Annotated in this window: 15 protein-coding genes; 10 read left to right on the top strand and 5 right to left on the bottom strand. The window is 45.7% G+C overall.

The features are described from left to right. Nucleotides 1-135: 135 nt before the first annotated feature. The 6 genes from FRZ54_RS12430 to FRZ54_RS12455 all read left to right on the top strand — a co-directional run bounded on the left by FRZ54_RS12430 (nt 136) and on the right by FRZ54_RS12455 (nt 4,849). Entirely contained in the window at nt 136-648 is a 513-nt protein-coding gene (locus FRZ54_RS12430) for an antitoxin Xre/MbcA/ParS toxin-binding domain-containing protein (protein ID WP_187359609.1), read from the top strand. A 38-nt stretch (nt 649-686) separates the two neighbouring features. Next, on the top strand, nt 687-1,148 hold the full coding sequence (locus FRZ54_RS12435; RefSeq protein WP_147031924.1) for an RES family NAD+ phosphorylase: 462 nt from the start codon (nt 687-689) through the stop codon (nt 1,146-1,148). A 166-nt stretch (nt 1,149-1,314) separates the two neighbouring features. Then, nucleotides 1,315-2,064, top strand: a complete 750-nt coding sequence (locus FRZ54_RS12440) for an SDR family oxidoreductase (protein WP_147031925.1) — start codon at nt 1,315-1,317, stop codon at nt 2,062-2,064. 36 nt (nt 2,065-2,100) lie between these two features. Further along, a complete protein-coding gene (locus tag FRZ54_RS12445) occupies nt 2,101-2,850 on the top strand; it encodes an SDR family NAD(P)-dependent oxidoreductase (RefSeq protein WP_147031926.1) in 750 nt (249 codons plus the stop codon). 109 nt (nt 2,851-2,959) lie between these two features. Next, nucleotides 2,960-3,541: a TetR/AcrR family transcriptional regulator gene (locus FRZ54_RS12450; protein ID WP_147031927.1), complete on the top strand. Its 582-nt coding sequence runs from the start codon at nt 2,960-2,962 to the stop codon at nt 3,539-3,541. Nucleotides 3,542-3,757: 216 nt separating this feature from the next. After that, nucleotides 3,758-4,849 carry a fatty acid desaturase family protein gene (locus FRZ54_RS12455; RefSeq protein WP_147031928.1) on the top strand — a complete coding sequence of 364 codons (1,092 nt, stop codon included), beginning with the start codon at nt 3,758-3,760 and terminating at the stop codon, nt 4,847-4,849. Between the two features lie 27 nt (nt 4,850-4,876). Here the strand turns inward: FRZ54_RS12455 and FRZ54_RS12460 are convergent, their stop codons facing one another. From FRZ54_RS12460 to FRZ54_RS12470, 3 genes are all read right to left on the bottom strand, one after another. Next, nucleotides 4,877-5,758 (bottom strand): helix-turn-helix domain-containing protein, encoded by an 882-nt coding sequence (locus tag FRZ54_RS12460; protein ID WP_147031929.1) that lies wholly within the window; start codon nt 5,756-5,758, stop codon nt 4,877-4,879. Nucleotide 5,759: 1 nt separating this feature from the next. Then, a complete protein-coding gene (locus FRZ54_RS12465; protein ID WP_147031930.1) occupies nt 5,760-6,173 on the bottom strand; it encodes a nuclear transport factor 2 family protein in 414 nt (137 codons plus the stop codon). An 85-nt stretch (nt 6,174-6,258) separates the two neighbouring features. Then, the gene (locus tag FRZ54_RS12470) at nt 6,259-6,792 is read right to left on the bottom strand and encodes a carboxymuconolactone decarboxylase family protein (RefSeq protein ID WP_147031931.1); all 534 of its coding nucleotides are present in this window, start codon (nt 6,790-6,792) and stop codon (nt 6,259-6,261) included. Nucleotides 6,793-7,005: 213 nt separating this feature from the next. On the opposite strand from FRZ54_RS12470, the gene FRZ54_RS12475 reads away from it, so the two are divergent. Further along, nucleotides 7,006-8,259, top strand: coding sequence for a BamA/TamA family outer membrane protein (locus tag FRZ54_RS12475; protein ID WP_147031932.1), 1,254 nt, complete (start codon nt 7,006-7,008; stop codon nt 8,257-8,259). A gap of 19 nt (nt 8,260-8,278) precedes the next feature. On the opposite strand, the gene FRZ54_RS12480 is transcribed toward FRZ54_RS12475, so the two are convergent. Continuing rightward, nucleotides 8,279-10,000 (bottom strand): glycoside hydrolase family 13 protein, encoded by a 1,722-nt coding sequence (locus FRZ54_RS12480; protein WP_228462462.1) that lies wholly within the window; start codon nt 9,998-10,000, stop codon nt 8,279-8,281. A 234-nt stretch (nt 10,001-10,234) separates the two neighbouring features. Between FRZ54_RS12480 and FRZ54_RS12485 the strand changes: the two genes are divergently transcribed. From FRZ54_RS12485 to FRZ54_RS12495, 3 genes are all read left to right on the top strand, one after another. Next, nucleotides 10,235-11,473, top strand: a complete 1,239-nt coding sequence (locus FRZ54_RS12485; RefSeq protein WP_187359610.1) for a BamA/TamA family outer membrane protein — start codon at nt 10,235-10,237, stop codon at nt 11,471-11,473. A gap of 144 nt (nt 11,474-11,617) precedes the next feature. Beyond that, the gene (locus FRZ54_RS12490; RefSeq protein WP_147031934.1) at nt 11,618-12,853 is read left to right on the top strand and encodes a BamA/TamA family outer membrane protein; all 1,236 of its coding nucleotides are present in this window, start codon (nt 11,618-11,620) and stop codon (nt 12,851-12,853) included. 133 nt (nt 12,854-12,986) lie between these two features. Then, nucleotides 12,987-13,574: a hypothetical protein gene (locus tag FRZ54_RS12495; RefSeq protein WP_147031935.1), complete on the top strand. Its 588-nt coding sequence runs from the start codon at nt 12,987-12,989 to the stop codon at nt 13,572-13,574. 61 nt (nt 13,575-13,635) lie between these two features. Here FRZ54_RS12495 and FRZ54_RS12500 read toward each other — a convergent pair whose 3' ends face one another. Further along, nucleotides 13,636-14,793: an MFS transporter gene (locus FRZ54_RS12500; protein WP_228462464.1), complete on the bottom strand. Its 1,158-nt coding sequence runs from the start codon at nt 14,791-14,793 to the stop codon at nt 13,636-13,638. Nucleotides 14,794-14,855: the final 62 nt, after the last annotated feature.

The following is a 14,855-nucleotide window of genomic DNA, read 5'->3' on the forward strand; positions in this document are numbered from 1 at the left end:
AAGATACTAATATTTTTAGTTTTGTGCAAATAATTTTAAAAGGAAAATATAAATAATTGAAAAAGAGAGGTATAAATTTTTGAAAACAAAATGGTAAAAAATTTCGTTTCAAAAGGAAAAATATTACCTTTGTATATGAGCGAAAAGAAACAGGGACATAGCTCCAGGCCGGAGTATATTTACGAAGGCGGGAAAAAGTACAAAGCATACGATACAAATACTGTAACCAGGGATAATTACTTTTCTGATTTGCTTGTGCCATATACCAGCTACTTTAAGTCGCCGATAGCTAAACTTGATGCTATACGCAAGGGCCTGCAGCCGGGCGCTATCAACGATCTGATAGTAGTTACCGGCGCTACCCAAACCGATGTATCGCGCTGGCTCGACATCACTGAACCTACCTTACGCAAGCATATTCAAAATACAAAGGAATTGAATTTGGGTATTAGCGAACACATTATACAGCTGTTTGAGCTTTTTAATAAAGGGATAGATACTTTTGGCTCGCTTACTGAATTTAAACACTGGCTGAAAAGCTATAACATAGGTATTGATGCCGTCCCCTTTGACTTACTGGATACCATTACCGGTATAGGGATTATCATGAACGAACTTATCCGCATCGATTACGGCGCGACGGCCTGATCAATTATTGATTTAATGAGTTATTGAATTATTGATTGATGCAAGTTTACCGGATAGGCCAGACCAAATATGCCAATGACCGCAACGGCTCGGGTGTGGACGGCCGTTGGAACTCTGCCGGGCAGTATATGATCTATACCGGTGGCTCGCTTGCCCTTTCGTGCCTCGAAAAACTTGCCCACACTACCGGAACATCGTTATATGCCGGTAATTTTTCGGTGACTGTTTACCAGATTCCGGAAAGGATCAAGATCACCGAGATCACCCTGAACCAACTTCAAAAACAAAATGCGGAATGGTACAAAGTACTCAACTATCCCATTACTCAGGCGATAGGGGACGACTGGCTGCAACGGCGTGACACTGCAGTGCTGAAAGTGCCATCGGCCATTATCGACCTGGAATACAATTTCCTGTTTAACCCGGCACATGCCGACTTTACCAAGATAAAAATATCCGAAGTGCGGCCCTTTACTTTTGATAAGAGACTAAAGCCTTAATAAGTATTCCCGCCCTCACTCCAGGCTTTTTAAGCGATAAGTAGTGATTTCTTATTGGAATTGTCATTCCAAAATAATCTTTGAATTTTGCCGGAACAAGCATTCCGATATGTGTTTATATTTGCGGAACGATTGTTCCAAATATATAAAATAATCACTCGTAAAAATGAAAAAATTAGAAAACAAAGTTGCTGTTATTACTGGCGGTAATAGTGGCATAGGTTTAGAAACGGCCAAAGAATTTGCGCTGGAAGGAGCAAAGGTGGCCATATCGGGCCGCAACAAGGATACGTTGAATTCGGCAGTTGATGAGATAGGGCATGATGCGATAGGCGTGAAGGCTGACGTGGCTAACCTGGCAGAAATAGACCAGTTTTACAAAGAGGCTTCGGACAAGTTCGGCAAGTTTGATGTGCTTGTGGTGAATGCAGGTGTGTTTAAAGGAGCGCCGCTTGCCGACTTTACCGAAGAACTATACGACGAGATAATTGACATCAATTTAAAAGGTGCTTTCTTTTCGGTTCAAAAAGCCCTGAATTATTTGAATGATGGCGCCTCGGTAATAATCACCGCGTCGACAGTAAATGAAAAAGCATTGCCAACCGCATCGGCATATGCTGCCAGCAAAGCTGCGGTAACATCGTTGGCACGGACATTCTCGGCAGAACTGCTCGACAGAAAAATACGCGTGAACATATTGTCGCCCGGTCCTATAGAAACACCAATATTCGGGAAAAACGGCGGCACCAAGGAAGAAATCGACGCCTCTAAGAACTACATGGCGTCGCTGACCCCGTTGAAACGTTTGGGAACAGCACAGGAAATGGCGAAAGGCTATGTATACCTGGCTTCGGACGACTCATCCTATATGCTGGGCGCCGAGCTTTTACTCGACGGCGGATTCAAAACACTTTAATTAAAAATATATACTCACGATAATCAAGATCAGAAAATGAAAAAGTTAGAAAATAAAGTAGCAGTAGTTACCGGGGCCTCAAAAGGTATAGGCGCCGGTATTGCAAAAGACCTGGCCGCCGCGGGGGCATCGGTAGTTGTTAACTATGCATCAGCAAAAGAAGGCGCAGAAAAGGTAGTGGCCGACATCATCAGTAATGGCGGTAAGGCTGTAGCCATCCAGGGCAATGTTTCGAGTTCTGCCGATGTTGACAAATTATTCGCGGAGGCAAAGCAGGCATTTGGCAGCGTCGATATCCTGGTGAATAATGCTGGCGTATATAAATTTGTTGGCATCGAGGAAGTAGACGAAGAAGAATTTCACCGCCAGTTCAACACCAATGTATTGGGGTTGTTATTAGCCACAAAAGCTGCTGTTAAGGGTTTTGGTGAAAATGGCGGCAGTGTGATCAACATCGGTTCAGTGGTTACCAGGATCACTCCTCCGGGAAGTTCGATCTATACAGCAACCAAAGGTGCAGTTGATTCAATAACCCAGGTGCTGGCTAAGGAACTTGGTCCCAAAAAGATACGTGTGAATTCGATCAACCCGGGTATGGTTGAAACCGAAGGAACGCATAGTGCAGGGTTTATAGGCAGCGATTTTCAGAAGGAAACCGAAAAGACAACCCCGCTGGGCCGTATCGGTCAGCCAGATGACATTGCACCGCTTGTTGTGTTCCTGGCATCTGATGATTCGCGCTGGCTTACAGGCGAGACTTTGCTCGCCAGCGGTGGTATAAGGTAAAGCGGCCACACTCTAAATCCCTCTTCAAAGGAGGGGGGCTTTTTGACGGTTGTAAATAAATCATAATAAATAAATAGCTTTGCCTTGAAACAGGCAAGGCTTTTTTGCTATGGCAAGAACGAAAGATTTTGATGAAGATGAAGTGCTTGAAAAGGCGATGAACCTTTTTTGGCTGAAGGGATACAACGGTACCTCGATGCAGGACCTTGTGGATGGATTGGGGATAAGCCGGTCGAGTTTGTATGATACTTATGTTGACAAGCATACGCTTTTCCTTAGGTCGCTGGAACACTATAAGGAACATACCGCCGGGAAGATGGGCAAGATCATACAAAATACGCCCTCGGCAAGGGAAAAGATCAGGCGGATGCTGGAATATATTATCAGCGAGCTTGTAAGGGACAAGGAGCATAAAGGATGTTTCCTGGTGAACGCCGGTGTTGAGATGGCGTCGCAGGATAAGGAAGTAAGTACCATGCTTTGCGAGAACGACCGGCAGGTGGAAGGTTATTTTTACGACATTATTAAGCATGGACAGGAAAGCGGGGAGATAGCCAACAAGCAGGATGCCAGGGTACTGGCGCAATTCATATTAAACAATGTTAAAGGCGTGCGTGTTACGGCACGCTCTACCGCCGACAGGAGGGTATTCAACGATATCATCAGCCTTACCCTGTCTGTTTTGAATTGACCCTTATAGTAAAAGGCCGCATACGATCTTTAAAAATTTATCTTGCGGTTTGGCTGTAACAATTGAAGGTAATCCGCGTTTATTTATAAGGTCCCGAAAGATCGTCCTTAATTGTGATCTTGTTTGACGGGGACCATCAACAAAGAATAATTTTCCCTCAAATTTATGTTGGAAATCTAAAGCCGCAGCTAACACCTGTGGTTAATAAAAATAGTTATGAAAACAATAAAATTTGTAGGTAAAGAAGTGTGGGAAAAGAACTTTGCTGCCGCAGTAAGACAAAACGTAAACAATTATTTCAAAGAGAAAGGGATATCCACTAAAGGTAATTTTACTCTTTTTACGCAAACCTCGGCAATGTTTGTATTATACCTGGCTCCGTTCGTGATGCTGTTAACAGTTACTATGAGCGCCTGGCTTGCGCTTGGCCTACTGATCGTTATGGGAATAGGCATGGCGGGTATTGGTATGTGCGTAATGCATGATGCCGTTCATGGCTCATTCTCCAGCAAGGCCTGGGTCAATAAATTGATGGGCAGTTCGATGTACCTGTTGGGCAGCAACGTTTTCAACTGGAAAATACAGCATAATGTGATGCACCATGCCTATACCAATATCGATGGCTACGATGAAGATATAGTAGCGAAGGGACCTATCCGGCTCTCAGAATATACTCCTTTAAAAAGGATCCACCGTTACCAGTATATTCATGCTTTTTTGTTTTATGGGCTAATGTCCATCACCAAATTGACCAATGATTTTGGCCAGCTAGCCTTTTATAACAAAGAGGGTATAACCCGGAAGTTTAATATTAAGCCTACCCTTGAGTATACTAAGATGGTAATAGTTAAGGCGATGTACCTGTTTTTGTTCATTGGTCTGCCCATGCTTGTAACCGGGTTTTCATGGTGGCAGATACTCATCGGTTTTTTCATTATGCATTGGACGGCCGGCTTTATTTTAAGCACCATCTTTCAAATGGCCCATATTGTTGAGGGCACCGAACAGGTTAAGGCCGACGCCGACGGAATTATACATACTGAATGGGCGGTGAACGAGGTGAAAACCACTTCGGACTTTGCCCGGAACAACTGGCTGCTGAACTGGTACGCCGGCGGACTTAATTTCCAGATCGAACATCACCTGTTTCCTAATATATGCCATGTGCATTACCGCAAGATAGCCCCGATTGTAGAAAGGACCGCACGCGAGTTTGGCCTTAGCTATAATCTGAAACCTTCGTTCGCCTATGCATTTGGTTCACATGTCCGCCGGTTGAAGCAACTGGGACAAACGAGCCAGCTATAGCACAACAGCATTCCTGTTACTCGGTTTTTAAGCTTCGGCGCGGGCGAAGCCTACGGTTTCGCGGTATAGCTGGGGCGATACATCGGCATTGTTTTTAAAAAAACGGCTGAAGTAGAACTCATCGTTAAAGCCCAACTCATAAGCAATTGCTTTAACCGGTTTCGAGGTAAGGTATAGTTCCCGTTTAGCTTCAATAATAATGCGCTCCGCTATCATATTGGTCAAGGTCTTATTAAAGTGGCTGCGGGTGATCTTTGCCAATGCCTTTGCCGAGATATTGAGCATATCGGCGTATTCGCCTGCGGAATGCTTGGTTTTGAAATTATCCTCGATGGCGTCCTTCAGGCTTTGAAGAACAAAAGGCTCCTTAGCTCCGGCAATGTCAAGTTGGATAGCAGGAGTTTGATCGACCCGGAATCGTGAGGCGTTTATCAGGAATATCTTCAGGTAGGATATCAGTAATTCATATTGTGCGAGACCGGCATTTTGCATCTCGGTCCGCATTTGTTCTACCAGCAAACAAAGTGCGTCAACATCCTTTGGCTGAAGTGTGATAAATGGCGGTTGGTAGATATTATTGAACAGCACGCCATGGCAGGCTACTTCCTTATGGTGTTGATGGATACAAAAGAAATCGGGGTGAAAATTGATCACTATGCCGTGAAAAGCCGAATCGCTGCTGATCATAAAAGGCTGATAGGGCGCGAAACTCATCAGTGAAGAACCATCAAAATCGTACATAGAAAAATCAGCCTTTATTTTGCCTTTACCTGATAAAACCAGGATCATGCTGTAATAATTATTTCGCTGGATATGATCGAAATTACTGGCATCGTTGAACGAAAATATTTTAAAAGCAAGGTTACCGTTCTTCGGGTTAACCATCGTGAGCGCTTTCCCGGCCGTCATTTTATTTCAATTTTTTTTCGTTTTCATTGATGGGCAGGTCGTTGATGCTGGCAAAGCGTTTTTGCATATAGCCGTCTTCGTCGAACTCCCAAAGTTCATTACCATAACTGCGGTACCATTGGCCCGACTCGTCGTGCCATTCATATTCAAATCGTACAGCCATTCGGTTTTCGCGGAAACCCCACAATTCCTTTTTTAGCTTATAATCGAGTTCTTTTACCCATTTACGTTTCAGAAAGGCAACTACCTCATCGCGTCCATTAATAAATTCGGTGCGGTTGCGCCATTCGGTATCAATGGTATAGGCCAATGCGACACGTTCAGGGTCACGCGTGTTCCAGGCATCCTCGGCAGCTTGTACTTTTTGCAGTGCGGTTTCCATATTAAAGGGAGGCACAGGGTATCTTTTTTCCATAATATTCCAGGTTTTCCGGGTAAGAAGCAAGCCCGGCAAATATAGCCGTCGGCTGGTATTGCCGGGTTTGCTTAAAGTAAAATTATTATAACGATGGCGCCAGCGGGAAATCTACAGCAATGCCGGTCAGGTTATGCAGGTAGTTCATAATGGTTTTGTCGCCGATGATCATTATCGCGTCGACAAGGTTACCTTCGTTGTAACCTGCCGCGTAAAAATTATCTACTAAAGCCGAATCCACGCGGCCTTTGTTTTCGGTTATGCTTTTTACGAGCTTCACCAAGGCGTCCAGCTTTGCATCGAAAGAAGCGCTGCCTTTGCGTATTTCGATTAACTGATCGTCTGTCAGGCCGTTCATTTTACCCAATACGGTGTGGGCGCTTAAACAGTAAATACAGCCGTTTACCTGGCTCACCACCAGGTTGATGATCTCTCTTTCTTTAGCGCGAAGCGAGCTTTTTCCGCTTTGAAAAGCGATATAATTGCCAAGCCCGTGTTCGGAATGTGCCATGGCGGCATAAAGGTTTGGAACCATTCCGATGGCCTTTTGTAAGTTATCGAATATAGCCTGGTTAGCCGGGGAAACCTGTTCGCGGGTTGGTACTGAAAATGTTTTCATGTTCTTTAATTTTAATTTTTTAGCCTTTCGGCGTGATTGATTTACAGTACAAAGGTGTGCAGTTTGAAGACACCGGAGAATGGAGGATAGGCGTAAGCACATGGACAATTTTCCCTTGTGATAAAGGCTACGGATGTTTCATAATTGTGACAAAAGGCTTATTATTGCCGTACCACTGTCCAATTGTAAACTTTTATCTCATATACGCCATAAATGAAGCGGTTTTTCGCTCTTGTACTTTCAATATCGGTGGTGTTTGTTGCGGCAGATCTGCATGCGCAGGATAAAAAACTTATCCCGATAACCAGGTACCCGGCAAAAAAAGTAAAGGATACATCGAGCAAGGCAGAGACCGATACTACCGAGCAGAAGGATTTTAACGATGTATTACAATCGATTTTCACTAAAAACTATAAGCCCGCCAAAAATGATACTATCGGCAGCAAACCTATTATATCGTTTGTGCCAGCCGTGGGTTATTCGCTCCAGACAAAAACAGCGGCTACGTTTACCGGCAACATCGTTTTCAGGTCGACGCCAAATTCAAGAATATCGGCAATTACCACCAGTATGGGTTTTACGCAGCGGCGGCAATTTACTTTACCCATCGTATCGAATATTTGGGCGTTCGATAATAGCTGGCTTTTTGTAGGCGATACCCGGTTTTACGTATATCCGCAAAGCACCTACGGATTAGGAAGCAACTCGGATATTGCCGGCGAACAGCCTATGCGTTACAATTTTTTGAGGGTGTCTGAAATAGCTTTTAAAAGGGTATGGGGTAATTTCTTTTTAGGGGTGGGATATAAGCTGCAAAAGCATTGGAACATATCGCACGAGGAGCCACTAAACGGGGGCACGTCGGACTATGAACGTTACGAGAACGATGTTTCCACGGCTTCGTCGGGTTTCAGCCTTAATGCCTTGTTCGATAGCCGCGATATTTCGGTTAATGCGTCGAAAGGATTTTACGGTGCAATTGAATATTACAATTATACAACGGCGTTGGGAAGCAACAGTAATTGGCAATCGATCGTGGTCGACTTGCGTAAATATTACAAATTCCCTGAAGGATCAGATAATGTGATCGCATTCTGGTCGTACGACTGGCTGGTGCTAAGGGGTCGGCCGCCTTACCTCGACCTGCCGAGTACTTCGTGGGATACTTATTCGACCACTGGCCGCGGCTATATACAAAGCCGTTTCAGGGGCGCTCAAATGTTGTACCTGGAAACCGAGTACCGTTTTAAGATAACGACCAACGGCTTGATAGGAGGGGTGGTGTTCCTGAACGGCCAGACACTGTCGTCAACGCCCGGCTCCAAACTGGAAAAGATACAACCTGGTTATGGCCCGGGTTTGCGCATCAAACTCAGCAAAGCCTCGAAGACCAACCTGGATATCGACTATGGTTTTGGGCGGCAGGGGTCGAACGGGCTCTTCCTGACGGTAGGAGAAGTATTTTGACGGCAGAGTAGTAATAGCTTTACAACTCGTAAACAACTGCTTCGTAGGGTTTTAATGTTCCGTCTTTTGAGTCCTGCGGATAATTGCAGATCAAAACCTTCGCCTTTTCCAGGTCGTAGCTTAGTTTTACCGAAGCCGATGTGCTTTTAAAATTGAGCAGAACCAATAGCTTTTTGCCATTCAGTTGCCGGGTATAAGCGTAAACATCAGGATTTGACTTATCGATTAATGTGTACTTTCCGTAAACCAGCACCAGGTTTTGCCGGCGCAGTTGCACCATCTTTCTGAAGTAATTTAAAATGGAATTCGGGTCCTTATCTTCAGCGGCTTCATTTATTGTTTTGTAATTGCGGTTAACGCCTATCCACGGCGTGCCGGTGGTAAAACCCGCGTTATCGGTGCTGTTCCATTGAAAAGGTGTGCGACCATTATCGCGGCACTCGAATGCTATACGTTTCATATAGGCCTTCATATCGCCGCCGATATTTTGCTGATGCTTGTATTCGTTCAGGGTGGCAACATCGCGATAGTCTTCTATTTTATCGAAGCCTGCATTGGTCATGCCCAATTCGTCGCCATTGTAATAATAAGGCGTTCCGCGCATGGTCATGATAAAAGTGGTAAGCATTTTTGACGATGCATCACGGAAATCGGGACCGTCGTTACCAAAGCGGCTTACCATCCGCGCCTGGTCGTGATTAGCAAGGAAGATGGATAGCCAGCCTTTTTGAGCAAAGGCACTATCCCATTTGGAAAATACCTGTTTGAAATGCAGCAGGCTGTACCCCCCTTGTTTAGCAATATCGACCCCGTCAAAAGCGTAGGCCATGTTAAGCTCGTTCCGGTCGGCGTCCACCAGGTTATGTGCATCCTTCATGGAATTGCCGGCACCTTCGGCAACGCTCATTACATTGTATTTGCTCAATACCTCTTTATTCATCTCCTTCAGGTAATCATGCAAATGGGGGCCTATAGCATAGTATTTTGAGAAATTCTTTTCATAGCCATCAGGAAATTTCGGCCAGGTAATGTCCTTGGCGGCAAACTGGAAGGCATCCAGCCGGAAACCATCTATCCCTTTATCGGCCCAAAACTTCATCATGTTGTAAACTTCTTTCCTCAATTTCGGATTTTCCCAATTGAGGTCGGGCTGTTTCCTCGAAAAATAGTGCAGGTAATAAGCATTGGTAAGCGAATCATACCGCCACGCATCGTGGTTCACATCAAACAAACTATAGCGCGGCGTTGGCTTGCCCCGTTCTGCGTTCCACCAATGATAATAATCGCGGTATGGATTTGTGCGCGAACTACGGCTTTGCTTAAACCATTCGTGCTCGTCGCTGCTGTGGTTAACAACCAGGTCCATAACCAGCTTTATACCCCGCTTATGCAGGCCTTTAAGTAACTCATCAAAATCGGCCATTGTGCCGAAATCCTTCATAATGTTGCGGTAATCGCTTACATCATACCCATTGTCATCATTGGGTGAACTGTATATCGGGTTAAGCCAAACGACGTTCACCCCAAGGCTTTTGATATAATCAAGTTTCGATATAATACCTTGCAGGTCGCCGATGCCATCGCCGTTGCTATCCATAAAGCTGCGCGGGTAAATTTGGTAAACCACGGCTTCTTTCCACCATTTGCGGTTGATGGTTTGTTGCTGGGCAACCGTGTTCCACGACCAAATGAATAAAAATATTACTATAGCAATAAGCCTGTTTGCCGGGTACTTTTTCATTTGTTCGGAAGTTTGTATTGTATGGTTTGTGGTACCAAGATAAGAACTTTTCTGTTGGTATAGTTGCCGAAGGGGAATGGCCTTAAAGCCGGGTCCTGTAAAAATATTATGGTAAAACGAATGATAGTAAAAGATGCACAATTTGGTAATATTCGTTTTATACATTGCGTTAAACTAAACACCGGTCTGCCTGTCGAAAATATAAAAAAAACCCATCCCCCGATCAGCAATCTTATGGCGCGAACCATTCAGAAAATTTTTATGCTGATCCTGCCGGGACTGCTGGCCGCCGGTTCGTTGAGTGCGCAACGACGAAAATATATACCGTTGCGCGATCCGGCTACGCAGCGCTCATCGCGCGATAGCGTGGCCGAGGCGGACATGGGCGATGTGCTGCATTCGGTTTTTCACCTTCCGCCCGCAGCTAAGAAAAAGGACACCGCAGGTGCACGGCCCGAAATATCGGTTGTACCTGCGCTGGGCTATTCGCTTCAATCACGACTGGCGGTTTTACTGGCAGGGAACGCTATTTTCCGTACGGCACCACAATCCAAAGTATCGACTATTGTTTCGAACCTGGCCTATACGCAAAACAAGCAGGTAACACTGCCTATTCAATCAAGTATATGGAGCCACAACAATCATTATGACTTTGTGGGAGAGATACGCCTGTATCATTATCCTCAAAGCACCTTCGGCCTCGGAAGCAGTTCGGACATAGAGAGCGAAGCCCCGATGAATTATGATTACCTGCGTTTTTCTGAGATAGTCCTCCGTAAAATAAGCGGCAATTTTTACCTCGGGGGCGGTTACATAATCGACTATCACACCAATATAACCATAGAGAGCACCGAGAACGGCACCGTACCCGATTATCTTAATTATGGGGTTAAAAGTCACACCACTTCTTCGGGCTTAACGCTAAACGGACAGTATGATAACCGTGATTCGCCCATTAATCCCTTTACCGGCACTTACGCAACTTTTGAGCTGCGGCAGAATATGAAAGTTTTGGGAAGCACGTCGACCTGGAGCTCGCTTATACTGGATGTCAGGAAATATGTGAATTTTCCGGCCGGGTCAAAAAACGTGCTGGCGCTATGGTCGTACGACTGGCTGACTTTGAGCGGTGCACCCCCTTACCTCGATCTGCCGTCGACATTGTGGGATGCATCCACCAATGCGGGCAGGGGATACATACAGGGACGTTACCGCGGTGCGCAGATGGTATATGCCGAAGCCGAATACAGGTACCGTATAATCCGAAACGGTCTTATAGGCGGTGTAGTGTTTTTAAATGCGCAAACATTTTCTGCGGCGCCGGGCACGCGACTGCAATCTGTACAACCAGGCTTTGGCCCGGGCCTGCGGGTGAAGCTGAATAAGGTCTCGCGAACCAACATCAGCATCGATTATGGCTTTGGTACACAGGGTTCGCATGGACTTTTTGTTAACGTTGGTGAGTTGTTTTGATCATAACCGACTCTTTATCAGTGTTTATCATAGGTTAATTCATTGTTGAAAACTCTTGTTCAAAAAGGGAGTGTCGGCAACAACAATCAATGTCATCCGAACGTAAAAAAAGTAAGACTAAACGAAGCTTTTTTGAACCGGCGAATGAATACAGCAAAGGGTGTGACGAGAATGTTATTGGTAGTATTCGCATGTTTGTTATCCTTACCCGTTTTTGCAGGCGCCAGGGCCGACACCAGCAAGCAGAAATTACCTAACACACACCGGGATTCAACTAAACAACTTGACCTGGTAGATGTAATGCATGGGCTGTTTCGTTCGGGAGTGCTGCCAATATCTCATCGCAGCCAGGTTGGCACAAAACCTGTAATGTCCCTTATTCCGTTACTAAGTTACAGCACACAATCGCGCATGTCGGCCTCTTTAAAAGGTAACATCGCATTTCGCGCGGGTGCAGCGTCGCGGATCTCGCTGGTTGATTTTGGTACATCCTACAATCAAAATGGTCAATTTACTTTGCCAATTAAATGGAACATCTGGAACCGGGACAACGCTTATAATTTTGCGGGTGAATTGAAATTCTATAGCTATCCTCAAAGCACTTTCGGGCTCGGCAGCAGCTCGACGACACATGACCGCGACCAGCTGAATTACAACTGTCTCCGCTTTTCGGGAACCGCATTCCGCCGCGTTGCCGGAAATTTTTATGCCGGTGCAGGTTATGTTATGGATAATCACTGGAGCATTCATCAAAAGGCGGACGGGGATGCCGATGTTTCTGATTTTTCAGCCTATGGCGCCGCAAAACATACGGTGTCATCGGGCTTTACATTCAACGCTTTGTTCGATTCAAGGGATAACTCGGTCAATCCATCGCACGGGTTTTACGCGATGTCGCAATTTCGTCAAAACATGACCTTGTTAGGCAGCACCGCGGCATGGAACTCGGTTACACTTGATGTGCGTAAGTATTTCCGGTTCCCGGCCAGTTCAACCAACGTGCTTGCATTTTGGTCGTACAATGTACTCACGCTTAGCGGAAGACCCCCGTACCTGGATATGCCATCAACTTTTTGGGACAGCAATAACACCGGGCGGGGCTACATGCAGGGGCGATTCCGCGGGGCACAGATGGTATACGGCGAGGCAGAATACCGGTATGCCATTACAGCCAATGGTCTGATCGGGGGCGTGGTTTTCCTGAACGGCCAATCCTTTTCGGCAGCGCCGGGCACCCATTTCCAGGCTATACAACCAGGGTACGGTCCCGGCCTGCGTATAAAACTTAATAAGGTTTCAAAAACCAATATCGCTATCGACTATGGTTTTGGCCACGAAGGATCGAGAGGGTTGTTTGTAAAGATAGGGGAGCTGTTTTAGCATAAACTTATCATCGCTGCATCATTTTCGAATTAAAAAGTTAAAAATTGTTAAATCTGTTGCGAAAGCAACCTGTTTGTACTTTTAAAACGTAATTAATTCGTAGATTTAATTGACCTTTTATGTGATGTCTATGAGGAGGCTGTTTACCGGGTTTGTATGTCTTGCTTTGCTTGTGATGGCGGTGTTATCGTCGTGCCAGAAGGATGAGAGTGTAAAAGCCGCAAAAGACACCTCTGTACAGCTATTAACCGACAGCTCCCAAAAACTAAATGTAACACCGGTACCAGGGAATTACCTGGCCATCCAGGGAACGTTAGAAGTAAAGCTAAAAGATTCGACCTACGTATTTGATGCGACCCGCGATTCCATAGTTTTTGTAAACCTGGACCTGGACGGCAAAGAATATTACGGCATTACCGCTATTAACAAGGAACATACAGTTAGTTTCGGCATCAGTTCGCCGGGCACGCCCATCGCCGAAATGGCCGGCGATATATCCGGCTGCCAGTTCCTGCTGCATCCAAACGAAAAGACCAATGTTGAATATACGCTGACCCAAAATGCAAAGCCGCAGGACTATGGCGCCTTATTAATGGATAAGTACAACCAGGACGGCATTTTGGCTAAAGGAACCTTTCATACCTACCTGGCCACGGGTAACAAGGCCGAGTCGAACTTTAACGTTGTAGACGGAAGTTTTGACCTGAAGATAAAATAAAACACGATTGCAGGATATTATAGAACAATAAAGAAGGCGACAGGGAATTCCTTCCACTCTTTTATTCATCATCGTGCATCTTCGTGGTCATCCACAAAATTACAAGCCCTAAAAGCGAAATGGTTGCAAATGCCCAGCGCAGGTTGGCGGCTTGTGCTATGAAGCCGACAACCGGCGGCACCAGTAAAAAACCAAGGTAACCAACTGTTGATACTGCGGCAATGGCCGGCCCGCCGCTCATTGATTTTGACCTGCCGGCAGCGCTAAGTACCAGCGGAACCATACAGGATACGCCGAAACCTATAAGCGCGTAGCCCAGCAGCACAGGGATATTATAGGTTAACCCAACTACCACCGCAAAACCGGCTACGATAAGAATGGCGCTGTTTTGTATCACATGTTTAATTCCCCATTTATTGACCAGCGAATCGCCGGAGAAGCGGCCTATGGTAACGGCTATCATAAAGATCACAAACCCTGCGGTTGCGGTAACTTTGGAAGCGTGCACCGCTTTATAAAAGTAAACGCCGCTCCAGTCGTACATCACATTTTCGCATGCCATGGACGAAAAGCAGATCAGCGCGAATTTGAGCAGGGCCTTATCCGGTAATGAAAAGATAGGTTTTTTTTCGGGCGGCTCGGGTTTTTGATGCAGGGTATTTGGCCAGGCTATCAAGGCCACAATGCAAAGCCCTATACTCACCACCAGCAAATGCCACGTAGGCGGTACTTTAAAATAAGCCATAATGAGCCCCAAAACCGACCCTGCCAGCCCCGCAAAGCTCCATATACCATGGAATGTGGTGATGATGCTTTTCTTATATAACTTTTGCACGCTGACCGATTGCGTGTTGATGCTGAGATTAAGAATATTGCGTGAGGAGCCGAAGAAAAACAATATCACTATAAATTGCCAGTACTGGCTGGTAAAACCCAGCAGGCCCAGCATCAGGTTAAAAGCGAGTGCCCCAATGAGCATAATGCGGCTGCTGCTTATAGTTGAAAGCATGCGCCCCGTTATAGGCATGGTAAGCATTAAGCCTGCCGGCAGGGCCAAAAGGGCAGTGCCAAGCAGCCTCTCGTTAAGATGCAGTGATTGCTGAATATAGATGATGCGCGATGTCCAGGTGGTGTAACCAAAACCTGAAACAAAAAAGAAGAACGCGTTGGCAATACGGATCTTTCGGGGCGATATGGCGGGGGCTGATGCGGTGTCCACTAACAGTCGAATTATAGTTCGCTAAAATAGGGTAATTGATTGTTTGATAAAACCATTATATT

Source organism: Mucilaginibacter ginsenosidivorans (assembly GCF_007971025.1).
Lineage (GTDB): Bacteria > Bacteroidota > Bacteroidia > Sphingobacteriales > Sphingobacteriaceae > Mucilaginibacter > Mucilaginibacter ginsenosidivorans.